Annotated in this window: 27 protein-coding genes, 1 pseudogene and 3 riboswitches; of the genes and pseudogenes, 14 read left to right on the top strand and 14 right to left on the bottom strand. The window is 43.5% G+C overall.

Translation table 11 applies throughout. The features are described from left to right. Positions 1 to 68: 68 nt before the first annotated feature. From CVN76_RS15260 to CVN76_RS15250, 3 genes are all read left to right on the top strand, one after another. Complete coding sequence (locus tag CVN76_RS15260; protein ID WP_100532007.1) at positions 69 to 1,424, top strand: arsenic transporter; 1,356 nt, start codon at positions 69 to 71, stop codon at positions 1,422 to 1,424. 24 nt (positions 1,425 to 1,448) lie between these two features. Continuing rightward, entirely contained in the window at positions 1,449 to 2,114 is a 666-nt protein-coding gene (locus tag CVN76_RS15255) for a DUF2642 domain-containing protein (RefSeq protein ID WP_100531982.1), read from the top strand. Positions 2,115 to 2,381: 267 nt separating this feature from the next. Beyond that, on the top strand, positions 2,382 to 3,584 hold the full coding sequence (locus tag CVN76_RS15250; protein WP_100531981.1) for a C40 family peptidase: 1,203 nt from the start codon (positions 2,382 to 2,384) through the stop codon (positions 3,582 to 3,584). Between the two features lie 12 nt (positions 3,585 to 3,596). Here CVN76_RS15250 and CVN76_RS15245 read toward each other — a convergent pair whose 3' ends face one another. The 9 genes and pseudogenes from CVN76_RS15245 to CVN76_RS32400 form a co-directional block, all read right to left on the bottom strand. Further along, complete coding sequence (locus CVN76_RS15245; protein WP_100531980.1) at positions 3,597 to 4,229, bottom strand: poly-gamma-glutamate hydrolase family protein; 633 nt, start codon at positions 4,227 to 4,229, stop codon at positions 3,597 to 3,599. A 66-nt stretch (positions 4,230 to 4,295) separates the two neighbouring features. Beyond that, a complete protein-coding gene (locus CVN76_RS31050; protein ID WP_155645508.1) occupies positions 4,296 to 4,445 on the bottom strand; it encodes a CapE family protein in 150 nt (49 codons plus the stop codon). 36 nt (positions 4,446 to 4,481) lie between these two features. Beyond that, on the bottom strand, positions 4,482 to 6,056 hold the full coding sequence (locus CVN76_RS15240; RefSeq protein ID WP_100531979.1) for a gamma-glutamyltransferase family protein: 1,575 nt from the start codon (positions 6,054 to 6,056) through the stop codon (positions 4,482 to 4,484). A 72-nt stretch (positions 6,057 to 6,128) separates the two neighbouring features. After that, complete coding sequence (locus tag CVN76_RS15235) at positions 6,129 to 7,376, bottom strand: CapA family protein (protein WP_100531978.1); 1,248 nt, start codon at positions 7,374 to 7,376, stop codon at positions 6,129 to 6,131. 10 nt (positions 7,377 to 7,386) lie between these two features. Beyond that, positions 7,387 to 7,836: a poly-gamma-glutamate biosynthesis protein PgsC gene (pgsC, locus tag CVN76_RS15230; RefSeq protein WP_061142969.1), complete on the bottom strand. Its 450-nt coding sequence runs from the start codon at positions 7,834 to 7,836 to the stop codon at positions 7,387 to 7,389. A 15-nt stretch (positions 7,837 to 7,851) separates the two neighbouring features. Next, positions 7,852 to 9,033 (bottom strand): poly-gamma-glutamate synthase PgsB, encoded by a 1,182-nt coding sequence (pgsB, locus tag CVN76_RS15225; RefSeq protein ID WP_100531977.1) that lies wholly within the window; start codon positions 9,031 to 9,033, stop codon positions 7,852 to 7,854. Between the two features lie 759 nt (positions 9,034 to 9,792). Further along, positions 9,793 to 10,005 carry a hypothetical protein gene (locus tag CVN76_RS15220; RefSeq protein ID WP_100531976.1) on the bottom strand — a complete coding sequence of 71 codons (213 nt, stop codon included), beginning with the start codon at positions 10,003 to 10,005 and terminating at the stop codon, positions 9,793 to 9,795. Positions 10,006 to 10,431: 426 nt separating this feature from the next. Further along, a complete protein-coding gene (locus CVN76_RS32405; RefSeq protein ID WP_442857579.1) occupies positions 10,432 to 11,250 on the bottom strand; it encodes a methyl-accepting chemotaxis protein in 819 nt (272 codons plus the stop codon). A gap of 120 nt (positions 11,251 to 11,370) precedes the next feature. Continuing rightward, positions 11,371 to 12,111: pseudogene (locus tag CVN76_RS32400) on the bottom strand (CHASE3 domain-containing protein); the annotation flags it as partial. A 183-nt stretch (positions 12,112 to 12,294) separates the two neighbouring features. After that, a riboswitch (PreQ1 riboswitch) is annotated at positions 12,295 to 12,337 on the top strand. Between the two features lie 55 nt (positions 12,338 to 12,392). Between CVN76_RS32400 and queC the strand changes: the two are divergent. The 6 genes from queC to CVN76_RS15185 all read left to right on the top strand — a co-directional run bounded on the left by queC (position 12,393) and on the right by CVN76_RS15185 (position 16,592). Next, positions 12,393 to 13,070, top strand: a complete 678-nt coding sequence (gene queC / locus CVN76_RS15210; RefSeq protein WP_100531974.1) for a 7-cyano-7-deazaguanine synthase QueC — start codon at positions 12,393 to 12,395, stop codon at positions 13,068 to 13,070. Next, positions 13,057 to 13,527, top strand: coding sequence for a 6-carboxytetrahydropterin synthase QueD (gene queD / locus CVN76_RS15205; protein WP_100531973.1), 471 nt, complete (start codon positions 13,057 to 13,059; stop codon positions 13,525 to 13,527). The genes queC and queD overlap by 14 nt, the downstream gene beginning before the upstream one ends. Further along, entirely contained in the window at positions 13,520 to 14,248 is a 729-nt protein-coding gene (gene queE, locus CVN76_RS15200) for a 7-carboxy-7-deazaguanine synthase QueE (RefSeq protein WP_100531972.1), read from the top strand. Before queD ends, queE begins: the two co-directional genes overlap by 8 nt. 401 nt (positions 14,249 to 14,649) lie before the next feature. Further along, on the top strand, positions 14,650 to 15,216 hold the full coding sequence (locus tag CVN76_RS15195) for a hypothetical protein (RefSeq protein ID WP_100531971.1): 567 nt from the start codon (positions 14,650 to 14,652) through the stop codon (positions 15,214 to 15,216). Positions 15,217 to 15,280: 64 nt separating this feature from the next. Next, on the top strand, positions 15,281 to 15,580 hold the full coding sequence (locus tag CVN76_RS15190; RefSeq protein WP_100531970.1) for a hypothetical protein: 300 nt from the start codon (positions 15,281 to 15,283) through the stop codon (positions 15,578 to 15,580). 22 nt (positions 15,581 to 15,602) lie between these two features. Next, positions 15,603 to 16,592, top strand: coding sequence for an HD domain-containing protein (locus tag CVN76_RS15185; protein ID WP_100531969.1), 990 nt, complete (start codon positions 15,603 to 15,605; stop codon positions 16,590 to 16,592). Positions 16,593 to 16,601: 9 nt separating this feature from the next. Here CVN76_RS15185 and CVN76_RS15180 read toward each other — a convergent pair whose 3' ends face one another. Next, positions 16,602 to 17,042 carry an SRPBCC family protein gene (locus CVN76_RS15180; protein WP_100532006.1) on the bottom strand — a complete coding sequence of 147 codons (441 nt, stop codon included), beginning with the start codon at positions 17,040 to 17,042 and terminating at the stop codon, positions 16,602 to 16,604. A gap of 176 nt (positions 17,043 to 17,218) precedes the next feature. Continuing rightward, positions 17,219 to 17,261: riboswitch (PreQ1 riboswitch) on the top strand. A 51-nt stretch (positions 17,262 to 17,312) separates the two neighbouring features. On the opposite strand from CVN76_RS15180, the gene CVN76_RS15175 reads away from it, so the two are divergent. Together CVN76_RS15175 and CVN76_RS31045 are read left to right on the top strand one after the other, a co-directional pair. Further along, positions 17,313 to 17,855: a VUT family protein gene (locus CVN76_RS15175; protein ID WP_100531968.1), complete on the top strand. Its 543-nt coding sequence runs from the start codon at positions 17,313 to 17,315 to the stop codon at positions 17,853 to 17,855. A gap of 21 nt (positions 17,856 to 17,876) precedes the next feature. Next, positions 17,877 to 18,026: a hypothetical protein gene (locus CVN76_RS31045; protein ID WP_155645509.1), complete on the top strand. Its 150-nt coding sequence runs from the start codon at positions 17,877 to 17,879 to the stop codon at positions 18,024 to 18,026. Positions 18,027 to 18,177: 151 nt separating this feature from the next. Here CVN76_RS31045 and CVN76_RS15170 read toward each other — a convergent pair whose 3' ends face one another. Next, a complete protein-coding gene (locus CVN76_RS15170; protein ID WP_100531967.1) occupies positions 18,178 to 18,498 on the bottom strand; it encodes a PadR family transcriptional regulator in 321 nt (106 codons plus the stop codon). 309 nt (positions 18,499 to 18,807) lie between these two features. Between CVN76_RS15170 and CVN76_RS15165 the strand changes: the two genes are divergently transcribed. Both CVN76_RS15165 and CVN76_RS15160 read left to right on the top strand, forming a co-directional pair. After that, positions 18,808 to 19,548 (top strand): alpha/beta hydrolase, encoded by a 741-nt coding sequence (locus CVN76_RS15165; protein WP_061142982.1) that lies wholly within the window; start codon positions 18,808 to 18,810, stop codon positions 19,546 to 19,548. 216 nt (positions 19,549 to 19,764) lie between these two features. Then, positions 19,765 to 19,865: riboswitch (purine riboswitch) on the top strand. Between the two features lie 161 nt (positions 19,866 to 20,026). Beyond that, positions 20,027 to 21,220, top strand: coding sequence for a NupC/NupG family nucleoside CNT transporter (locus tag CVN76_RS15160; protein ID WP_100531966.1), 1,194 nt, complete (start codon positions 20,027 to 20,029; stop codon positions 21,218 to 21,220). A 63-nt stretch (positions 21,221 to 21,283) separates the two neighbouring features. Here CVN76_RS15160 and CVN76_RS15155 read toward each other — a convergent pair whose 3' ends face one another. The 3 genes from CVN76_RS15155 to CVN76_RS15145 all read right to left on the bottom strand — a co-directional run bounded on the left by CVN76_RS15155 (position 21,284) and on the right by CVN76_RS15145 (position 23,357). Then, the gene (locus tag CVN76_RS15155; protein WP_332850639.1) at positions 21,284 to 22,432 is read right to left on the bottom strand and encodes a CAP domain-containing protein; all 1,149 of its coding nucleotides are present in this window, start codon (positions 22,430 to 22,432) and stop codon (positions 21,284 to 21,286) included. 21 nt (positions 22,433 to 22,453) lie between these two features. Further along, positions 22,454 to 22,741, bottom strand: a complete 288-nt coding sequence (locus CVN76_RS15150; protein ID WP_100531965.1) for a hypothetical protein — start codon at positions 22,739 to 22,741, stop codon at positions 22,454 to 22,456. Positions 22,742 to 22,994: 253 nt separating this feature from the next. Then, a complete protein-coding gene (locus CVN76_RS15145; RefSeq protein ID WP_061143375.1) occupies positions 22,995 to 23,357 on the bottom strand; it encodes a winged helix-turn-helix transcriptional regulator in 363 nt (120 codons plus the stop codon). 186 nt (positions 23,358 to 23,543) lie between these two features. On the opposite strand from CVN76_RS15145, the gene CVN76_RS15140 reads away from it, so the two are divergent. Continuing rightward, positions 23,544 to 24,743 (top strand): MFS transporter, encoded by a 1,200-nt coding sequence (locus tag CVN76_RS15140; protein WP_100531964.1) that lies wholly within the window; start codon positions 23,544 to 23,546, stop codon positions 24,741 to 24,743. Positions 24,744 to 24,847: the final 104 nt, after the last annotated feature.

Genomic DNA, 24,847 nt, shown 5'->3' with positions numbered 1-24,847 from the left:
AGTGGAATATACATATAGGAATCGGACAAGTAGGGTCCAAAGGCTCAAGGCCCAAAGGGGAGAACAGCATGCATTTCGAAATTGGAATGGCTATTTTTGTGTTTGTCATGACAATGATCGTTATATTATGGAGGCCGGGAGGAATAAATGAAGCTTGGCCAGCTTCGATTGGTGCAGCGATAATTTTGCTATCCGGCACAGTGTCCCATGGAGATATTTTGGATATCATCAGCAAAATTGGGGGGGCATCGATCACGATCATGGCAACGATCGTGATGGCGGTCATCCTTGAGAGTTTCGGTTTTTTTCACTGGGCGGCGGCAAGGCTCGCCATCCTTGCCAGAGGATCTGGATATCGTCTATATTGGTACATTCAATTATTGTGCTTTTTAATGACTTTGTTATTCAATAATGATGGCAGCATCCTGATCACGACGCCCATCTTGATCTTGCTACTGAAAAATCTCAGGTTGAAGCCGCACGAAGCGGTTCCCTATCTATTGAGCGGAGCATTGATTGCAACAGCTTCCAGTGCCCCGATAGGTGTAAGTAACATTGTGAATTTAATCGCTTTGCAAATTGTGCATATGACGCTTTATATGCATACAGCCATGATGTTTGTACCTGCAACCCTGGGGCTGCTTTTCATGTCATGCTTGATGTTCTTGGTGGTCAAGAAAAAATTGCCCAAGAAATTACCTGAGCTTTCATATGACATTGAAGAAAGTTTCTTTACGAAAAATTTCCATCCCTTAAAGGGGGGCATGACGGTGGAAACAAAACGGCAGCGTACGATATTCATGTTAAAAGTATTGCTCTATGTGTTTGTTGTGCGCTGTTTACTCTTCGTCGCCTCTTATTTTTCCATTCCCATTGAATGGGTTGCCGTGCTCGGCTCGTTATCTTTGCTGATCTGGAGATGGTATCATCTACGCACCCATCCAGTCGATATCTTGAAGAAAACCCCTTGGCACATCCTGATATTCGCGTTCTCCATGTATGTCATCATATACGGGCTCCATAATGTGGGGCTTACGGCCATACTCATAAAAATTTGTGAACCGATCGTGAACCAAGGCTTATTGAGTGCCAGTTTTGTCATGGGCGGGTTGGTATCGCTGCTATCAAACATATTCAACAATCACCCGGCATTAATGATAGGCACCATTACCTTAACGGAGATGGGACTTGATCCAATTACCTTAAAAACCATCTATCTGGCCAATATAATCGGCAGTGACATAGGCTCGTTGTTGTTGCCCATCGGTACTCTTGCCTCGCTTATCTGGATGTATATCCTGAAGCAAAACAAAGTGAAAATAACGTGGAAAGATTATTTGAGCGTATCCCTGGTAGTCATACCGCTGACTACAGCGGTGACACTGCTATTGTTATATTTTTGGGTCCAAATGATATTCAGCTAAATAACCTTCTAGGAGGAGATAGTAATGAGTGATGCGGGTGCATTACTGGGTAAGCAAATCGATGTCCAACTCTCGGGAAAAAAAACGTACAAAGGAATATTGACGGATCTGGGCATGGATATTCTCGTGCTGTACAACGGAAAGCAGTTTCTGTATTTTCCGATGCTGCAAATCCATCAATTGAATCTCAGTAAAGAAATAGATAACGAGATTGAATATCCGCTGGATTCTCCGATGATGGAGGACATGGGATCGATTTCCTATCGAAAAATGTTAATGAATGCCAAAGGCGTGTTTTCAGAGATCCACGTTGCAGGCCACATTCCGCTGCACGGTTATATCACCAATGTTTTCAATGATTACTTTGCGTTCTACTCGCCAGTATACAAAACGATGTATATTTCACTGCATCACCTGAAATACCTTTCCCCCAATAATCAAAGTGCCATCCCTTACTCGCTCAGTAAAGAATGCTTTCCCGTCAATCCATCAGCCGTGCCAATGGTGCGCTCCTTGGAAGAGCAATTAAAGAAGAATGCAGGAAAACTTGTGGTCTTTGATGGAGGGGAAGACCCGATGAAGATCGGGGTGCTGAAAACGGCAGCGAATAACTTTGTCGAGCTAACGACAGCAAGCGGCGATCAAGTGTTTTTGAAGCTTGCGCATATTAAAAGTGTGTACATGCCATAGATTCATGGAGTGAGGGGAAAGCTATCAAGCTTTCCCTTTTTAATTCTAGCGGGTCACTAAACACCCATCCATCTTTCTTATGTGATAGCCGAAAGGAGCGGTGGTTTATTAATTTAAATGGTTGATAGGCTAAAAGATTCATTCTTTTTACCGATATTAGGTATATTAGTGAGTATTATGGAATGTTGATTCGGTTTTAATAGGTAATTAGTTTTGCTTCAGGGGGCATTTTTTATTGGATATTCTGATCAAGAAGGAAGGGCTGAAATGTTTAAGGAAAAATTAAGCAGCAGAACATTGATCTTGGTGTTCATCGTCAGTTCGATTTTTTTCCCGAGCTTTATGGCGGAGGCGGCAGATCGTGTTCATACTGTGGCTGCTAATGAAACGGTAGATTCGGTTGCAAGGACCTATCATCTATCCCTGGCGCAGTTAATGAATGCGAATGGATTGCCCGATAACAAGCTATACGCTGGCCAGAAGGTAAAGGTCATTCAAACGGCATCCACTCCTGCCGCCTACCAGTGGTCGGAGAGGGGAAAAAGGATTGCCGACTATGCGAAAACATTTGTTGGGTTTAAAAAAATCGCCGGAGAGGAGACGCCTGCAAACGGCTTTGACTCCAGCGGACTGATCCATTGGGTGCTTTCCAGGCAGAACATTTCCATCGACCGTTTGACAGTTGACGGTTTTTATAAGCAGGGAATGGATACAGCGGCTCCGAAAGCAGGAGATCTTATCTTCTTTCTTGAAAAAGCAAGTTCGAAGGTCGTGACTGCCGGAATCTACCTCGGCAAGAACCAATTTGTCCATTCCGGATATGGGGCAGAAACGGTTCAGGTGAGATCGAGTACGGAGAATTACTTTGGAAAATATAAAATGGCCTATAAAACGTTTACCCCAAAAGGTGAGCACATCGTCCAAAGCGGGGAAACACTAAAAAGTATAGCAGAAACATACGGCATATCCATGAATGCGATCAAAAACCGAAATGCACTTCCGGCTGCTGGGCTGATACAAGGGCAGTATCTTCAAATATACAGCAGCCCTTTGTTTCCTTTTTACGTTAATCAAGAGGCTGCTTATGATAATGCTGAGGCAGTCATTAAGTATGCTTACACATTTCGCGGCTTCACTTATGCTTTTGGGGAAGATGATCCCATGCTCGGAATGGATTGCAGCGGATTCATCTACTGGGTGATGAAGGAGCAGGGCCTTTCGGTCAAGCGTGGTTCGGCGGAGGAATACTTCTCCTTGCTGCCGAAGATCGAAAACCCAAAAGCAGGGGATTTAGTGTTTTTTAGGGATACTGGCGCCAGGCGGGGTGTAACTCACGTAGGCATCTACCTGGGGGGAGGAAGATTCCTTCATACAACCGAGAAACCTGGCGTTCATATTTCCAGCTTATCGTCAGGTTATTTTGCCGAAAAGTTCGAAAGCTTCGGTCAAGCTGAAGACCTAATGAACTAAACCGTTTCCTTTTCACATGATAAACCGTTTATAAGTGAGGGCCCCTGTTTCAAGCGCGTGAACGAAGTGGTGAAAGGATTCCGACTGATTGGTCCTGTTCTTGCTGCTAAAGTCATGGCCTTCGAACAAGCTTTTCCGAAGCTTTGTGGAAAGCTCCAACTGTACGCCGGCACCCATTTTGCATCTGTTCGTGATGTTGCTTGCATTCGTGCCCAAAAGGTGCCTTGGGGCGTCATATGTTTGAAATCCAGCTCGATTCAGAGAATGCTTGATCACGTTCTTGAAGGTTATATTCCGCCCTCCGATGTAAACGAACGAATCGTGTTCGTTGCGGTGTCCATGAATGGTAAGGGTGGTTTGTGCATCCGCCGCCATGGACACTCCGACCGGTTCATTGAACAAACTGGACTTTATATGAAGGATCTGGTTTCCCCGGGATTTCAGTCCTTCGAAAGAATAGGTGCTCGCACCCATTCTTTCGCCAAGGGCGACAGCCAGTTCACTGGTTCCAGGTTCAATATTTCCGCCATGGATGGCAAGGACGGCAATAACAGGATTCCTGTGATAAGCGATGATGCGGTAATCGAGGAATTCTTGTTCATTATTTGTAAGCTCGGCGAAATTTGTGTAGCTAGTAGAAGTCATGGCGATCCTCCGGTTTTCGTAGTCTAATGGCAAAAATAAAAAAGCGGGGTATCAGCCCCGGCTTTTTCATTTTTCAACTGTCGTATATCGTTCGATTTTCTTTTGTTCGTCAGGTGTTAAGGTTTCGGTCCGTTTGAATGTATTCATCGTCACAAGCAGGGCTGCAATGAGAATAACAGGTATGACCCAGCTCGTAATTTTTTTTGCGATATTCATTATCTCGTCCCCTTATATTGTATTCAAACTGCACGTTTATTGATGTGCTTTCCAACTTCCGTTTCTTCGCTTATCCCCAGCTCCGGATAACCGTCCGTTGTGCTCGTTTCTTACGAGAACTTGAACTCCGCCATAAAACATGGGATTTGTATCGTGAATGACTTCATATCCTGAATCTTCCAGGTCTGATATCGTTTCTTTCGACAGTCTTGTCTCTGTGTGAATGTTCTTTCCATCAAAGACGAACCGTTTTCGGTCGATGATATCCTGGAAAGAGCCTTCTTTCTCGGAATATGAGTAAAGAACCTGCATCAATACTTGGGGAATCCTATCGCCGCCGGGTAAACCGATCCCAATCGATTCCTGCCCAGTTTTTTTGAGGATGGTCGGTGATGTGAACGTTCTGGATCGTTTATAAGCCTCTTGATCATTCAAGTCTGAACCGAAGTTTTTCAGTTGATCATTAAGGAAGAATCCATTCGTATAGTCACCCGATCCAAAAAAGTTACTAAGCGTATTTGTTGCAGAAACGATCGTGCCATACTTATCCATGATCACAAAATGTGTGGTGCTTTCATGTTCTTCCGATTCATGCGATTGTTTATATTCCCAGCCATCATTTTTGATTTTTTGGTTAAGATTGGTTAAGTGGATGGGGGAGAGCAGCTGTTCCGCTTTAGCTGGACTGGTTCCGTCCCCGATATGGTCGATTCGATCTTCGTAAGCGGTATGGGTGATGGCCCCCAGTACTTTCATATAAGCTGATTTGCTTTTTGCATCACCAAGGTTCGCTTCCTCGGCAAGCTTTAACATCTCAAGAACTGTTACTCCTGAAAAGGGGGGAGGGGCCGTCCAAACGTCGTAACCTGCAAATGTTCCCTGAACCGGTTCCCGTTCCTTCACTTCATAGCGCTTTAAATCCATCAAGTCGACGTCTGTTTCTTTTTTTATATCCCGGGCGATTTCCCCTTTATAGAAACCATCAGGGCCTTCTTGTTGAATTCCCTTCAATGTATCGGCAAGCTTTTCCTGTCTTAGCGTCTCACCTGGTTCAAGAGCCTCGCCATCCGGGTAGAACAGTGAAGTTTCATCGGATGAAAGCCTTGGTTCGGCTTCGGCCAAGCGTGCGGATAACATTTCGTTCACTTTAAACCCGTCTTGTGCCAAATCGACTGCCGGCTGGATGAGATCTTCCATCGGTACGCTTCCATATTTATCGTGGATAACCTGCATGCCGGCCACTAAACCGGGTATCCCCGTTTGGTGTCTTGAACTTGGGTCTTCCGGAGAGGATTCCCGATAATCGATGAAATTCGGTTTGCCGGATTTAGGGGCAATCAGCATGCCGCCGCCACCGCCTATACCAGATCCATAAGGCTCGGTTACCCCCAATGCATAGGATACGGCAATGGCGGCATCTGCCGCCGTGCCTCCGTTATTCAATATCTTCATTCCCACATCTATTGCGATCGGGTTGGAAGAACTGACTCCATAAGATTTATCATCAATTGGGTCATTCGTGTCAGAATTAGGGGGTGACTTCGAGCATCCTGCAATATATATGAGCATGCAAAGGGATAGGAGCACTTTTCTCGTCATATGGTTAATCATCGTTGGATCCCCCTTTTTCGGTGAGTATCTAAGTTGTGTGTCTCTCTTGTTCACGTAGTAGTCAATCGTTCCTTATTGAGTGGGCTGTATGTCCTTTTGCTTCGCTTGGGCAGCTTTTTTTTCTTCCGCTGCTTTTTCCGCTTGTTCCCGCTCTGTTTTATGGTCGATTACCTTTTTGTGGTTGATGTTGATTTCGATATGATCCGCTTTTTTCGACCATTGCACGTTCTTACCCGTTTCCTTCGTCAGCTGTCGGTAAACCCGGGATCGGTCCGCTTTCGAGGTGGCTGGCCTTGGTGTGGCCTCTTCTATTTGCAGGGGAACGACATCGATTGATGCTTTTCCGTCCTCCGCCAAATGATATTGGACCATGGCGGAATCCTTTGTCCGAGTCCAGCCTTGATCGAATATGAAGTTACCTAAACTATAGAAAATGATACCGTCCTTATAAACGTCAAACGACTGAAGGACATGGGGATGATGCCCGATGATGATGTCAGCACCCGCGTCGATGACCGCTTTAGCCAAGTCTTTTTGGCGCAAGGTTGCGGATGTGGAATATTCCTGACCCCAATGCATATTCACGACAACCAAGTCTGCATTGCCTTGCTTGGCATCCTTTGCTTTTCCGATCATTTCAAATAATAAATCAGGATTTGAATTCAAAATCCCGGCTTGAGTATCGGTCGGTACGGCATCCTTGCCATACACATCGGTGAAGCCAAGAGTTGCCACCCGCACGCCGTTAACATCCGCATAGTCGATGCTAGCTTTAGCCTCGGCGGTGTTTTTTCCAACACCTACAAAGTCCATATCGGTCCGTTTGAATTGATCAATCGTATCCAGCAGCCCTTGCTCCTCAAAGTCCATCATATGGTTATTGGCGAGGGTCATGACAGAAAAGCCTGCATCCTTGACCGCTTTGACTCCGCTTTTATTGGAGTTTAACCTGATGGCTGTATCGGCTTCCTTGTAGCTGGATGCCTCTTCTTTTAAAGCTGGGTGTTCATAATTGCCGCTGACATAGTCCGAATCGGCAAAATAGGGTTTCATGTAACGGAACAGGTAATCATACCCGTGTTTTTCCGTTACTTCCTCCACATAACGCCCCATCATCACATCACCGACCATTGTCATCGTCGATGGATGATCGGATTTGGGAGCGACCGTTTTCACTTCCTCAGCCCGTCCCATCCACGTGGTGATGACTAAGGCGATCAGTAAGATCGGTAAGATGATACCAGCGTATTTAAGATTATTTTTCTTCGTCCGTTTAATAAAAATAAGTGTTTTTTCTTTTGCGTTTAAAGTCCGTTTCATCTTATGCACCTCAGAATAGGTAATACACGTTCATTAAACCGAAAGTTAAGCCGGATAATAAAAGCGTGCTGCCAAGTGTTAATGGCATTCCTTGTCTTTGAATGGTATTCGCGATCAAGCCAGGTACGATTATCCCGATTCCCCGAAACTCGAATATTTCAAATGGCATGACGGGATAGACGAAGTCCAATAGTAGCTTCAGGCAAATTCCTGTCACCATCATCGCTGCAAATTTTCTTCTTCCATATAAAATCACCCATCTTGAAAGGCCGTGGGTGACGATTAAATAAGTGACGACACTGATGATCATGATGACCAGCATGATTTCCCATTGGTCAAATACGAGTGCCAAATAACCTGGCACGATAAGTCCTGCGGGCACGACACCCGTTTTTTCTGAAAAAATAAGGCTAAGTGTTACTCCCAATACTAGGGCTACATATAAATCCGATCCAAACATTAAGGTTCCTCCTACTTAACTCGCTTTTTGCTTTGTTTTAGATTTCATGAATGCTTCAATTAATGGTTCCGCTGCACCATGTATGTTACCGACACCGTATACGACGCGGTTTTTCATGGCTGGGCTGAGACGGGCGACGATTTCTTCCGTCGTCCAGTTTTCCAGATCCCAATACTCATTGGTATCCAATTTCCCTTGTTCGAATGCCCGGGTGATCGGTGATGTCGTTTCACCAATGGCAATGACGATGGTGGATTTTATGTAAGGCAATACATCTCTTGCAAACTGCTCGGTACGGTCCACGCGGTCGGGCCGGCAGTTCATGATGACGATAGGAGGTTCTGTGCTGTATCCAAACGTATTCACACGGTCCCAAATATTCAAAGTCGATGATGCGTCATTTGCAGCAAAACCATTTACAAAGTATGTAGGCTGGCCTGGATTCCCGAATTTGGTGATCCGCATGGCGCCTGGATCGGGATGTGCATTCAACATGCCGCGAAAGGCTGTTTTTTCATCGATGCCCAAAGCTTCCGCAACGGCCAAAGCGAGTGAGGCGTTATCCGGAAATACCATATAGTCGAATTCTCGCAGGAACTCTTCCGAGATTCTGGAATTATCAGCGACAATCACCTTTGTGTTGCGTTCCCTGGCAATATTTTTGAAAAAATCCAGATACTCACTTTCGATGGTTATTAAGTGACCATTATAGGGGATGGTAGCAGTGAATGCTTCGGCAACCTCATCCAAAGTCGGACCCATGACATCCATATGGTCTTCCAATACATTCACGATGACCCCGATATTGGCTTGAATCATTTTATTTTGGAAGATTAGTTGATAATCAGGCTGAACGGCCATACATTCACAAACTAGTGCTTCAGTGCCTAAATCAGCCACCTCCTTGACGACACGCCTTTGTTCGCCAATGTTCGGTCCCTCCGGGCGCCGTATGATCGGTTTTTCTTTGTCCGTAAACCAATAAATCATCCTTGCTGAGGTTCCGGTCGTTTTTCCTACTGTTTTATACTTGGCTTCTTGAATTACACCTGTTATCAGTCGCGTTACAGTCGATTTTCCGCGAATCCCATTCACATTCACTCTTACCGGAATGGAGTCGAGACGTTTCTGATGGCGCTTTTGTTCAACTAGGCCATAGCCAAGCAAAAAGATCGCACATATAAGTATTGGTGCCATTTTTTTACCCTCTCTTTTTTCACATATTTGATTTACTGAATACACACTACATGATTTTAAACTTAATAGGCAAGGGTCAATTATTCTATCGTAATATAGTTATTCTCATTTTTTGCAAATAAATGTATATAGAAGTGTAATAATATCTAATGGAAGGAATTGTTTTATGAGTCTAAAGATAGGGGAGTGAACTGGGGAATGCCTCGAATTTTTTACACTAAAATATGGTAGTTGTAATAGAAACACTATATTAAGAGAACAAATGTCAATAAATGAGTATTTGAACCCGATTCTTAATGACTATATTTATATAATAAATAGTCTTTAGGTGTGACCTTTATTACAGGTAGATAATTGTTTTTACCCATGTATTTGCTGCTTGTGTAACATTAATTATTCATTTGTCATTCAATGTAAGATATTGCGTCCATCGACTCAATTATTTAGACTGTTTTGAATATGTTTAAAGATGAGTAAAAGAACACAGCTCTTTTTTTACGGTTCTTCGGGTTTTTACACAATAAATACCGATTTGCATATTTTGTGAACCATTACCTGAAACATGAAAAATGCTAAAGTTAACCCATTTTTTAAAAAAATACCTAGTTTCTTCTATTAATATAGTGTTAATAGAAGAATCGAAAAATCAAAAAAGCCCAGAACTGAATCCTGAGCTTTTCGTTAAAATATTTTATTTAAATGGATTGTGGCTTGCGGATGAGATTATGATCTTATCGGAAAACTATGGAACAAATGTGGTTAACTGGATTTTTTTCTATCAGAAAACGCATGATGGGCGCCTTTTTTACCACCATCAATAACATATAGTTTAGGAGCTAATCTCTTTTTTGCTCCGTTTTCAGGATGGAGCTTCATATAATTTTCGTATTCTTTGCGAAAGAATTCGTCGGTTTCCCGTTCGAGTGCTTTCCTTTCGTTAAACTCTGCTACGAATCTGAATAGATGCTTCATATGAATTCCTCCTTGTGGGGTTAAAAGGTCTTAGTTTAATAGTAACATAAAACGGGTAGATATTAACCTTTTTTTACAATTTTGGAGAGAATAATGGATATTTATGATAGTAAAGTCTTTAAAAAGATAATGTGTGAGAGAACCTTGCATTTTCCCTAGTGGTTAGATATGCCTAGGTTTCGAAAAAAGGAAACGAAGGCATGGTTTCCTTTCTTTAATAGTAAAAAAATTCCTTTGGGTAAATATATTATACACTAAATATTCTGATAATGGAGCAAAATATTGATTCTTCCTTTCTATTGATAGAGAGTGCCACTAAATTTTTATTGTCTATAATGATTCATTCCCCGAAACGACGAAAGTAAAACAACCCCGCGATAGGGGAAAACGCCAATTCCCGCCTGCAAGTGACGGGAGTCGGCAATGTCATATCCTGAAATTCTTGACTTGTTCAATCAGTTGCGCCGCTGAAGATTCGAGCTCACCGGCATGGCTGGTGATTTCATCCATAGCCGAGCTGGATTGTTGAGCGGAGGCGGACACTTGCTCGATCCCTGCTGCGGACTGTTCTGAAACGGCTGCGATGTCTTCAATGGCCAGATTGATATTTTTACTATTAGTAGAGATATAGTTCAATTCATCTGTAATATGTTGGATTTTCGTACTCATGTCATCGACAGAATGATTGATCGTCTCAAAGGTTTGACCGGTACGGGTAATTTGTTTCGTTCCCTCATCGACCTGGGAATAACCATCTTCCAGGGAGCGGACGACGTTTTTTGAACCAGACTGTATAGTGCCTACGATTTCGGTAATATCCCCTACGGAATGGGTTACCTCTTCTGCAAGTTTTCGCACTTCATCCGCGACGACGGCAAAGCCTTTGCCATGTTCGCCAGCTCGGGCAGCTTCTATGGCAGCATTCAGGGCCAAGAGGTTGGTTTGATTGGATATATCCTTGATGACCTGAACGAGCTGCGAGATTTCCTGTGAACGAGAATCGAGCCCTTTCACCTGCTCGACGGCATCCTTGACGATGCTATCGACCGTTTTCATTTGCTGGACTGAACTGCGCATCAAAATGGTTCCTTCCTTTGTTAAGGTAAGGATTTCACTTGAACTCATGAATACAGCTGCCCCGTCAAGATGGGCCTGTTCGATCTTACCGGTGAAATCCTCCATCATGCGGACCATTTCCGTTGCCCGGTTGGCTTGTGACTCCGAACCTTCCGAAAGTTCATACATCGTGGTGGCGATCTGCTTACTGCCCTGCTGCCCTTCAAATGCTGATTGTGTCAGGCTTTGGCTTTGGGTGGAAACGGATTCGGATACAGCCAGTGTTTTTTCGATCGTATCACGGAGGTTTTTCTGCATTTGATTGGCAGATGCCGTTAATTCGCCGATTTCATCATTTGACTTATGTTCCAGCGGATCATGATCCAGCTCTCCGGCTGCCACTGATTTCATCCGATCCCTGATTTTAAGGAGGGGAGCGGTAATGAGCTGGGCAGTGACGATTGCGAGCAGAGTGCCAATGATGACGGAGGCAATGGAGATGATGATGCTAGTCATCTTGACCGATTTTCCGCTTGCCATGACGGTTTCGCCTGAAGCTTGAATCAATTCCTCCTGTTCCGAAGCGAGCCCCTTGAAGCCTTCCATTATATCGTTACTGATGGGTGACACTTCGTTTTTGAGGATCTCTTTAGCTCGTTCCGGATTTCCTTTTTCATATTGGGTGAATACCCGCTCGATAATCATCGTCCTCCAATCCACACTTTTTTCAATCAAATCCTTCGCTTCCTCCGAATCGCTCAAAGACAAAAGCTTCTCCTGGATTTTTTTGCTATCATCGGTATACTGTAAGAATTTTTCTTTATAACTTTCGTCGCCGTATAAAATGTAGGCTCTAGCGAATGCCGTTCGTTGGGAAAGATTATATAACAGTTTTTCGCTCTCGATCAGAAGCGGCAGTTCCTCTTCAATAATATTTTGCGAATGTTTCAGTGACTTGTTGCTGCTATAAATACTGAATGCTCCTAAGATGATACATAAAGATATGATGAGTGAAAATGCCGCCAATATCTTTCCTTTAATGCTTTTCAAATGAATGGACCCCTTTATCAATAAGTTTGTTCACTTATTTATCGGAAAAATGATGGAATATGTTAATTGGTTTGTCCGGAATACCAAGTTTCCCGTTAGGTCTGGTCACTCTATACAAACAACTTGATTTCTTCTCGTTTTCAAGTTACGATTGGGTTGGAAAATAGTATATTCCGCGTTAAGGCGGAAGAGGTTCTAGCTACCCTCTCAAAAAAACTAAGGAGAAACAGTACTCTATTCTTAGGGTGCTGTTTTTTTCCGTAAAAAGGAGTTTTATAGAAATGAAGAAGAAAGAAAAGGCAGTGGTAGTGTTTAGCGGAGGTCAGGACAGTACGACATGTTTGTTTTGGGCAATGGAGAGATTCGAGGAAGTCGAGGCAGTGACCTTCGATTATAATCAACGGCACAGCTTGGAAATCGAATGCGCCCAACAGATAGCGAAGGAGCTGGGCATCAACCATCATATCCTTGATATGTCGCTGCTGAACCAGCTGGCGCCCAATGCGCTGACGAGAAGTGACATTGCAGTGGAAGACGGGGAAGACGGCGAATTGCCATCAACATTCGTGCCGGGAAGGAATTTGCTGTTTCTTTCGTTTGCCGGGGTTCTGGCCAGCCAGATCGGGGCTAAACATATTGTCACAGGCGTCTGTGAAACGGATTTCAGCGGATATCCTGACTGTCGCGATGTTTTCATTAAATCGTTGAACGTAACCTTGAACTTGTCGATGGACCAGTCATTCGTAATCGATACGCCGCTTATGTGGCTGAATAAAGAAGAAACATGGGAGCTTGCCGATCAGCTTGGCGCGTTCGAATTTGTCCGCGAAAAGACGCTGACTTGCTATAATGGCGTCATATCTGACGGCTGTGGGGAATGTCCGGCATGTAAGCTGCGCAAAAAAGGGCTGGATGACTATGTAAGCAGACGGGAGGTCACTCATGATGTATGGTTTTAAAATCGTCGATAAGCTTCAAAAAATAGATGAAGATATACAGCGCAGCCAGCTGAACTATACAAAGAAGAGGGTCCTGGTCAGCAAGGAATTCACTTTTGACGCAGCACACCATTTGCACGACTATGAGGGAAAATGCAAGAATCTTCACGGTCACACCTACAAGGTCATCTTTGGATTGAGCGGATATACCGATTCTCGCGGTTTGATGATAGATTTCGGGGACATGAAGGAAATATGGAAAAATGAAATTGAAATCCACCTCGATCATCGTTATTTGAATGAAACGCTGCCGCCCATGAATACAACAGCCGAAAACATGGTTGTCTGGATCTATGAAAAAATGGCCGAAGCCCTCTCATTAAAGGATTATCAAGGTGCCAGAGTGGAATTTGTCCGTCTCTATGAAACACCGACAAGTTATGCTGAGGCGAGACGGGAGTGGATGGAAAGTGAGTAAACTCCCGGTTATGGAAATTTTCGGCCCGACCATCCAAGGTGAGGGAATGGTCATTGGCCAAAAGACGATGTTCGTTCGTACTGCTGGCTGCGATTATTCCTGTTCGTGGTGTGATTCGGCTTTTACCTGGGATGGATCAGGGAAGGAAGATACCGTCCAGATGACTGCAGAAGAAATTTGGGGCGAGCTGAAGCGAATTGGAGGCTCGGGTTTTTCCTTCGTGACCATATCTGGGGGGAATCCGGCACTTCTGAAAAATCTGAATGGCTTGATCGCCTTGCTGCACGAACACAAAATCAAAATCGGTGTCGAAACACAAGGAAGCCGTTGGCAGGACTGGTTTCTCGATATCGATGAACTGACGCTATCACCTAAGCCGCCGAGCTCGGGAATGAACACGGACTTTACGGTGCTCGATCAAATATTGGAGAAGCTTGCCGGCCGAAATCCCAACAACCATGTCTCATTGAAGATTGTCGTCTTTAATGAAGAAGATTATCAATATGCCAAACATGTACATGGGCGGTATCCTGGCATTCCTTTTTATCTGCAGGTCGGCAATGATGACAGCAGGACGGCGGATGATCAGCATCTGATCAGCGGATTATTGAAGAAATATGAAGAGCTAATCGATAAAGTGATAGCCGATGATGAATTGAATGACGTGAAAGTTCTCCCGCAGCTGCATACCTATATATGGGGCAACAAGCGGGGCGTGTAAAGAAGAGGAGGCAGTGTGAAGCATATTCACACTGCCTTTTTTCTTTAAACTCTTTGGATATGTGTAGCTTTGAATGAAGTGGCGTATTTAAGCTCATAGCCAAAAAAACGATCCATTTGCTTTATGGTATAGGCAGGAAAGACTTCATAAACCTTTGACCCTATATGTCCACCGAAACGCCAGGGGACAAGATCAGCTGAAATCGTATTGAGTAAGAAAAGATTATGAGCCAACATTACCTGCCATATTCGTTAATTGACCATTGATCAGCAATTTCAAGCATTTTTCACGGTGGTTAATAAAAAGGGTAGATCACTTATAAAAAACCGGGCCATTTTTATGAAACGAAACCTCGTCCACTTCGTCTAACATAGTAAATCATGAGCTGTGGAAGGAGACCTATGAAAGCAAAAAAGGCTGTTTTATTCATGCTGCTGACCGGTTTGACAATGCCCAACGAGGCCGATGCTGAATGGAATATAGCGGACGATGGAATCACTTACGATCATGTAAATGCGGCACCAACATTCACGATAACTGAAAAAGTAAAAGATGTGATGATGCTGCATGTGGTAAGGGGGGAGGAGCGAAAATTCGGATTTATTGATAAACCTTTAGTGGTGGATAAGGAAGCTGTATTGGAATGGCTCTTTTGGAGAAAGGGTGAAGACATTCCTTTAGGCGAACTTAAGGTAACGGCCGCTCAAGCTGGCAGTGGAATGAGCCATACAGTTAAAGGGGAAGTGATCAATGGTAAAACGCCGATCGAAGAATTACCTAAAACGTATACGCCGCAGCCAGTCAGCTTTAAAAGCGGGGGCAATGATGTTCCTGCCTCCATGGCGACCACGATTTTGACCTTTACGGAAACCGGCATCTGGGATTTACAGATTTTTATTAATGATGAATTCATCGGCAATATGAAGGTATCAGTAACCGAAAAAGGGGAATCCGTTATCGATTTGTAATATACAACCATACCCATTTGTATTAAAATAAGGATGGTTAAATATGGATGGAAGGGACGAATGAATGAAAAAGAAAGTAGGCATATTATCTTCAATAATCATCGCATTGACCGGTTGTTTTGTATTCGCTCTCCTTTTTTTTAAAAAAACTGATCCTCTAGAAGACATGTTTATCGTTCATCCAGCAAATCGAGTAATCAAAAATGAATTCATACTCAATGGTGATGAAGCGGATAAGGGCAACCTAGAAGATATTGATTTGAACGATGAGGAACAGATAAGGGAATTGACAAGAAAACAATATAAGCAAGGGGAGAGTGGGGAAATAATTTTCGTGAAGGAACCCGATCACAATCTAGACTAATGAAGAGGGAGTGCAGTGAATCTTGATCGTTTCGGATAGTATCTATGGACAGTGCGTTGTAGAGGGGGTTCTTGAAGAGCTGATGTTAAGTAAACCGGTCCAAAGGTTGAAGGGGGTGCATCAGGGAGGAGCCAGTTATTTAGTGAATGAGAAGTGGAATGTGACACGATTTGACCATTCCGTTGGCGTGATGTTATTGATCATGAAGCTTGGCGGATCATTGGAGGAACAGATTGCTGGGCTGCTGCATGACGTATCCCACACGGCCTTCTCGCACGTCATCGATTTCGTTCTCGATTGTGAAGAGGAAGATTATCATGAAAAAATATATGAACAGATCATCATGGATTCCGAAATCCCCTTTATCCTGAAGCGATATGGATTTCAGTTGGAAGCTATTTTCGATTCGGAATGGAAAGTATTGGAACGATCCGCACCTGAGCTATGCGCCGATCGAGTAGATTATACCCTCCGCGACATGTATCACTATGGAAACATCACGCTGGAATCCGTAACAGACTTTCTGGAGCATATAATCATTGTGGACGGAAGCATGTACCTCGATGATCTTAAAGCTGCTGAATGGTTCGTGGAGACGTATTATGGCGAAGTGATCGATTTTTTCATGGATCCGCTTAATATTTATGGCTATGATGTCTTGGCCAGGACCTTGAAATGGGCTTTGGATAAAAAGCTGATCGGCCTTGATGACCTGCTTGGCGAAGATGAAGAAGTCATGCTCTTGCTACAGGCCATTGAAGACGATGACTTGAAAAACTTGCTGAAACGGATACATGGGAACGTTAACTTGTATGAGGTTCAAACGGACTACGATCTCCATCGGAAAACGAAAGTGCGACTGATCGACCCCTCCGTCATGCATGGAAACCAATTGGTGAGGGCCTCGAATCTATCGGAAAAAGTGAAAGCCATGGGAACCAGGGCTTACCAAAAAGCTACAAAAGGAATGTATGTAAAAGTGATGGGCCCAAGGATGAACAGCCATCCTTGAGTCCATATGTTAAAAAAGGATGGACGCTCTTAAAGTATGAACGCCATTTTCCAGATAGCCCTTTAAACAGGTTAATGTATATACCCAGCCTTCTTTTTGGCCGATCATTTTGTTAATGATCTCGGGGTCATCCGCTTTCAAACCTTTTTCGTTCACTTCGATGATCGTATTTGTATCATCCACTTTTTCTAAAAGGATGGTAACAATCGTTTCTTCATCATTCCTACCCCAGGAAAATACGATTTTCCTATTTTCAACAATTTCTAGTACAGTGATCATAACCTCGGCCGCGTATTCCTCATATTTCAATGTAATCGTTTTGCCTTGATCCCATCTTTCAGAACTTGTCGAGAACCAAAAATTCCCGATTTTATCAGGACTTACGATAGCTTCGAACACATCATTGCTAGGTTTGACAATTTTGAATTTCGTTGTTACCTGGGTATCCATACAAAAACGACTTCCTTTCGAGTCATGATTTTCCATGCAGACGTACACAAGCTTCATTTCTTTTCTTCCCGATTGTACCATATCTTTTTTTTGATAAAAGTTTTAACCGCGGGAAACTGCTTGATTTCCAACCATTTTCAAGCTACGATAAAAAAGGAAAATAATAATCCGCTCGGGCGGAAGAGGTTCTAGCTACCCTCTCAAAAAAACTAAGGAGAACAGTGCTCTTTCTTGGGGTGCTGTTTTTTCTGTAAGAGGAGATTGTAAGAAATGTTAAGAATTTTATTGTATTTAGTATCCATCGTCACGGCAAATGTTGTGACAGCAGCTTTTATGCCATTACACTTTGGTATGTTCATCATACCGATGGGGACGTTGCTGATTGGAGGAACATTCATCTTTCGAGATCTGGTCCAAAATAAATTCGGCCGGGCGAAAACCTATTTTTGCATCATCATCGCACTCATATTATCTGCCTGTGTATCCTTTCTATTAGGGGATACTTTATTGATCGTATTCGCTTCCGCACTATCGTTCGTAGTTGCTGAAACGGCCGACACGGAAATTTATACCCGGCTAAAGTTGCCCATGAGCTGGAGGGTGCTGTACAGCGGAATCGTGGGAGGCTTTTTCGATTCGGTGCTTTTTGTCGTGATCGGCCTAAGCCCACTCGGTGCCAACATCCTGCCATGGGAAGCCGTACCAGCAGCGATCATCGGTCAAATCATCGTAAAAACGATCATTCAGTCGATCGGTGCCGTACTGCTCGGTCAAATCCATATCAGGCTGGAGAAGCGCGTAGTCTCCGGTTAAATGGGAGGAGTGAAACGCTTGATGGATGGATCCAAAAAGAAAGAAGACAGATGCTATTGCCTCGAAGCCTTTCGTGAAAAATACGGTCCGCATGTCCAAGGCGAATGCATGAAGCTCTCCTGCGCCAATTATCGCAAGCATAAAGAAATAGATGAAAAAGGGCCAAATTAGGCCCTTTTTTATATGGCGGATTTACTTATTCTTATGGTGCTTAAACTCATGTGAACAGCCTGAACACTCGACAAAAAGCCATCATCCATAAGGACACGCCTGATTTGCGAGTACTCGCGAGTCAAGCGCCAGTTCGGTGATTTTTTATTGTTCAAAATTTCTCTGAAGTTTTTCGAATGAGGGATTCCAGGAGGGAAAAGCATTGTCGTTTCCGTTCGAGTTCAAGTTGGCCCATTTCGGTGACGGAATAATATTTCCTGCGGCCGGATTCGGACTCTTTCCAGTGGCCTTTTATGAATTGTTTTGTTTCCATCCGTTTGAGGGCGGGGTAGAGGGTACCTTCGCCGATCTCATATTTTCCCATGCTCATTTCCTTCAAGATCTTTGTCATTTCATAGCCGTAGAGCTTTTTTTGTTGTAGGAGTGATAGTAAAAGGAGGTCGATGCTTCCTTTCATTAATTCCTTATCCAAAGCAACCAGCCTCCTGATTTTCTTAGTAAAGTGCAATGCGTTGTACATCGTATCACAAGGTTCATTTTACTTTTCTTTTAAAAAATGGTTAAATGACGATTGCTAAATAAATTCAATCATAGTAAAATGTGCTTCGGAACGAATGAGTTGTATGCAGTGTGTAAGGTTACTATATCCAATTATGAATTGTTCTATGAGATTACGGATTGGGATAGGGGAAAACCTTACTCAAGGGGTATTGATTGATTTTTTGTTAAAAATCATTTAGATTCTATTTATCAACAAGAGCAGAAAGAAGGTCCTAGTTAGATGAAAGTGAAAGCACCTGAGTCATTCACATACAGAGGTGGAAATAGAGCCGTCCTTTTACTTCACGGGTTTACCGGAAGTACGGGGGATATGAAAAAATTGGGGAAATACTTACATGATCGCGATTATACTTGCCACGGACCTCTTTATAGAGGACATGGATTGCCTGCGGAGGAACTTGTTCAAACGAGTCCAAAGCAGTGGTGGGAAGATGTAGAGAATGCGTATCAATACTTGAAGGATGAAGGCTACGAAGAAATTGCCGTTATAGGCATTTCCCTTGGCGGTGTCTTTTCATTAAAAGTCGGAATTGAATTGCCTGTAACAGGTGTCGTTTCCATGTGTGCCCCTACAATAGGGAATGATGTAGACCGATTAAATAATCGGATGCTCAGTTATGCACAAGCTTATAAGAAGTTTGAGGGCAAAGATGCAGAACAAGTTGCCGCTGAAATGGATAAGCTTAAAGAGGAGCCAATGTCATCCTTACAAGAAGCACTTGATATGATTAATGATACAGCCGATAAACTGGATTTGATCACTTCACCTACACTTGTGTTACAAGGAAGTCTTGATGACCCGGATTACAGAAATAGTGCATCTATTATATATAATGAAGTGGATACACAGCATAAATCATTGATATGGTATGAGAAATCTGGCCATATCATTACATTGGGCAAAGAGCGTGAACAGGTGTATGAGGATGTATACCGGTTCTTGAATACACTGCCTTGGTAATTGGCGATTCGGTTTATCTTTATGTATAACAGGGCACCCCTGTCAAATGAAGCCACCAATTTGGTGGTTTTTTTTGCTTTGGGCTAAGTAGCGGTGAAAGAATCGACCAAGGGCAGAAGAAGGCATAAATCTTTTCGAAATATTTATATTAGTATAACAATTTAAAAACGTATTGTAATAAAAAATAAAGTGATTTAAAATGATATCTTTCCTAAGAATTCATTAAAAAAATATCCTTGTATAATATCAGTGACGATGGTCTGATAGTTTCTACCTGGCAGCCGTAATGCCGGACTACAAGGAAGTATGAAAAATGGTGAGATGAACGGGTATAGGTTTGTTGGCTTTTGACCAGCACACCGCCCTGTTTTGATGCTGGCCCTTACCCTTTCACACTTTCTTCCTGCGGCTGAAAGTGTGAAAGGGTAAGGGCTTTTTTATAGTGAATGGGAAATGATAAAACAAAGGGGATGAAAGCATGTATTTCTTATTGAATATACTAGGTGTTTTAGTTGTAATGGGCATCGTTTACCTTTGTTCACCCAATAAAAGGAGAGTTAATTGGAAACCCATCCTTACTTTGCTGGTGTTTGAATTGCTTATCACTTGGTTCATGTTATCGACTAAAATTGGGGCATGGGTCATTAATCTGATTGCTTCCTTCTTCACTTGGTTAATTGAATGTGCAAATGAAGGGATTTCTTTCGTGTTTCCTTCACTTATGGCAAATGAACAAGTGGATTTCTTTTTTAGTGCCTTGATGCCAATCATTTTCATTATTACGTTTTTTGATGTTTTATCGTATTTTGGCATACTTACTTGGATCATTGATAAAGTGGGTTGGCTCATTTCGAAAGTTTCCGGTTTGCCTAAGCTTGAGAGTTTCTTTTCCATCCAGATGATGTTCCTTGGGAATACGGAGGCACTGGCCGTCATCCGGACTCAGCTCAGTGCGATTAAGGACCAGCGATTATTGACATTTGGCATCATGGGCATGAGCAGCATAAGCGGCTCGATCATTGGTGCCTACTTATCCATGGTTCCGGCAACCTATGTTTTTGTAGCGATTCCTTTGAACTGCCTGAATGCCTTGCTGATTGCCAACATGCTTAATCCTGTCGAGGTCAGCAAGGAAGAAGATGTCGTATATGTTCCTTCCAAAGAGGAAAAGAAGGATTTCTTTTCCACCATATCGAACAGCATGCTGGTTGGAGCCAAGATGGTTTTCGTCATCATGGCAATGGTTATCGGTTATGTTGCGTTAACGGCAGCTTTAAATGGCATTTTCGGATTCTTTATTGACGGCTTGACGATCCAAAAGATTTTTTCCGTAATTTTTAGTCCCTTTGCATTCCTGCTGGGACTATCTGGACATGATGCCATGTATGTGGCGCAATTGATGGGAATCAAGCTGGCCACGAATGAGTTCGTCGCCTTGCTCGATTTAAAAGATAAAATCAGCAGCCTGCCACCTCATACAGTCGCTGTTGCTGTCACCTATTTGACGTCATTTGCGAACTTCAGTACAGTCGGGATGATATATGGAACCTTCAATTCGATCCTCAGTGATGAGAAATCGAACATCATCGGAAGGAACGTTTGGAAACTGTTGGTCAGCGGAATGGCCGTTTCCTTGCTGAGTGCCATGATGGTAGGGTTATTTGTTTGGTAATGTACTGGTAAATAAAGGAGTGCGCCCATTCGATAAAGGGCGCACTCCTTTTTCCGTTTCCGTTCATTTCCTTAAATAGTTTTCTGTATAATAGGGTTTCTGCTCTTGATCGAAAGCGACTCCGACACCGAGTGATTGGAAATCCTTCTGTAGTTTGTTTTCCCTGTGCCCGATGGAATTCATCAATCCTTCGTGGGCGAAGATGCTGCTGTTCTGCCCGGCAGCCAGGTTCTCGCCGGCCATTCGAAACTTGATATTGTCATCCTCCATCCGGTCGAAGGGAGATTCCCCTTCAAGATTGGTATGGTTGAAATATTGATTCACGGCCATATCCTTACTATGGTCCTGGGCAGTGACTTTGACTCGTTTATCCCATGTAAGCACGGAAAGATCATGATTGACCCGGGCTGCATTGGTCAAATCGAATAACTGGTATTCAAAGCCCTGCTTTAGCTCGGGGCTGGCCGCTGCAAAATAACCGCTCTTTTGCTTTTCGAGATCAGCGTTGATGATTTGGATGGATGTGACGGTATTTTTTTCGTGTTTGTCATAAAAGATGGTCACATAGCTCTGATCCATTTCAAACATCTCGTATTCGCCATCGCTTTTGATCTGGTAATAGACGTTTCCTTTAAGCAGCTTGGTGATGGGCTTCCCCAGTTTTTCAGCGACGTCTGCTTTAGGTGTGCCCCGCTTGATGCCTTGCTTCGAGGAAATCAAATCCTGGTTCGTATATAAACCGACGACTTGATTGTTCGTATCGTAGGCAACCATGAAGAAGTTTTGGTAATGTTCGTGATAGGCATACCATTCCACACCATATTCGTTCCGTGTATGGCGCTTCGCCCCGCCAGCTAGTTTTTCAACCTTGTCCTTCGAGTCGCCCAACTCGATATTACGGACCGAGAAGGAGGCCTCAGCTGGCGCTTCCAGTGCTGGTTTTTTCACTTTTTCCGTTTCCTGCCGCTCCTTATCGGTAGCGGTATCCAATGTATCGGTCAGCGATCCCATCAGGTTGTTGACGCCTGTGTTTAGCTTTTCCAGGGCGTTCGAAACCTCTGGCCCGGTTATGAGGGAATGAAAATCGGATGCAAAGGATTGAACCCCCGCCTTGACCCCAGACTCCTGAATGTCTTTGCCATATCCATGCCAAAATGCACCGAGCAGGAGGATGAGGACAACGATATTAAATAATCTTTGCAAATAGTTCACTCCGCTCTATTTAAAATAGACTTAAAGAATGGGTGGAGCACATAACAGCAATAGTGAGCAGATGATCAGTACGTTCGAGGCCGTTTTAGGCAGCCTTTCCTTCCCCTTGCCAGCGTACCAACCACTGAATTGGAGTTTATTTCGATACCAGACAAACAATAAAATCAGGATGGCGACCGTACCCAACCAGCCATACTGCCCCGTGTTCACGCCTATGCTATTATAAATTGCATATACAATCGCAGAAAAAACCGAACCGGCAATGCCGAATATCAAGATGATGCGAATCAATTCCAATAAAACTCTCATAGGTCACTCCTTAGTTTCCCCAATTATACTCATTCGTTTACGAAATAAAAAATTTAAAGAATCAGCATGATCCTGTTTCATGCAAAAAAGCGTATGAATGGTATTACATATTATACCAAAAGATGGCGAGTATTAAAACAGGGCAGGATGTTTCGGATTGAACTTAATTTAGCGGTTGATGGATATGTGGTAGAAAAAAAAGATTAGCCGACTAGGCTAATCTTTTTATTGTTTACAATAGCTGCTTGTCTCCCTACTCATTCAAAATACTTTCCTCCAGAACGGAAGATTTATCTCCATACACTCTGGTTATATGATTGTCTCCCCATGTACACAGGGCGGTAAGGATGCTTTCCAGACTATGTCCATACTCACTAAGTTCATATTCCACTTTTGGAGGAACCTGGTTGTAAACGATCCGGTCGATGACCCCGTCCTTTTCCAGCTCACGCAATTGTTGTGTCAGCATTTTCTGGGTGATGTTCGGCATCAAACGCTTCAACTCACTTGTCCTTTTTTTTCCGTGGGTCAGGTGGCAAAGAATGACGCATTTCCATTTGCCGCCCAGTACCTCGAGGGTCGCTTCAACCGAGATATTGTACTTCTTTCTTTGCATGATGGCCTACTCTCCTTGTCTTATAGGAACTAAAAGGTACCTATATCACTTTAAAGTACGTACTGTTTTTAATTTCTATTATATCTCATAATAACATTTGCACACCGAATCCACTGTACCATTTATTTAAAAATTGCTTTAGGCAATTTTCATGATAGTACAAAAAGACGAAAAGGAGAAGAGAATATGATTTCAAGTAAAAATAGAAGTACTTGGGCATTGCTGGCTTTAGCGATCAGTGCCTTTGCGATTGGAACGACGGAATTCATCAGCGTGGGGTTATTGCCGCTCATTTCAAGGGACTTGCACATTACAGTCACGACGGCAGGTTTGACAGTATCCTTGTATGCCTTGGGAGTCATGTTCGGGGCACCGATCCTGACATCCCTGACATCGAATATGTCGCGTAAAACCTTGCTGCTTTGGATCATGGTCGTGTTCGTAGCTGGAAATGCATTGGCGGCTTCTGCTACCACGATCAGTGTATTATTGATTGCACGTGTCATTTCGGCACTTGCCCACGGTATTTTCATGTCGATTGGTGCGACGATTGCTGCTGATTTGGTTCCTGAAGATCGGAGGGCGAGCGCCATCGCCATCATGTTTACAGGTCTTACGGTGGCAACGGTGACAGGCGTTCCCTTCGGAACCTTCATCGGCCAGCAGTTCGGCTGGAGATTTGCCTTCATCATCATCGTGGCGATCGGCCTCATTGCTTTCGTCGCGAATAGCTTCCTTGTCCCATCCGATTTAAGGAAGGCTGCACGCACGACATTTCGGGATCAAATCAAATTAATCACTAATGGCCGCTTACTGCTGGTATTCATCATTACAGCACTTGGGTATGGCGGAACATTCGTTGTCTTCACATACTTGTCGCCCCTGCTTCAGGAAGTGACGGGGTTTAAAGAAGGAACTGTCGCCTTGATTTTGTTAATATATGGAGTAGCTATAGCGATAGGGAATACTCTTGGCGGGAAATTAGCTAATCGCAACCCTATTAATGCCTTATTCTATATGTTCCTCATCCAGGCTATCGTATTGGTGGTCTTGACTTTCACCGCACCGTTCAAGCTGGCTGGGTTAATCACGATCATATTAATGGGGTTATTTGCCTTCATGAATGTTCCCGGACTTCAGGTCTATGTTGTCATGTTAGCGGAGCGCTTCGTGCCAAGTGCAGTTGATGTGGCATCTGCGATCAATATCGCAGCCTTTAATGCAGGCATCGCTCTAGGTGCCTATCTAGGCGGCGTGATCACGGATTCAATCGGACTCATCCATACAGCATGGATAGGCGGAGTGATGGTGTTCGCTGCAGTGATTTTAACTGGATGGAGCCGTGCCTTGGAACGTAGAGACCTACAAGGGAAAGGGAAGGACTAAAATCAGGATAGGCGAAGTGATGCAAGGTAGTTAAAGCAGGTCATTCCCTGTATGCATATAGAGTATCCCTTAACATCAAGTATCATTACATCCCTTCAGCGAAT

Source organism: Bacillus sp. mrc49 (assembly GCF_002803435.1).
Note: the sequence above shows the minus strand (reverse complement) of the source record. Positions and strands in the feature narration are given on the sequence as shown.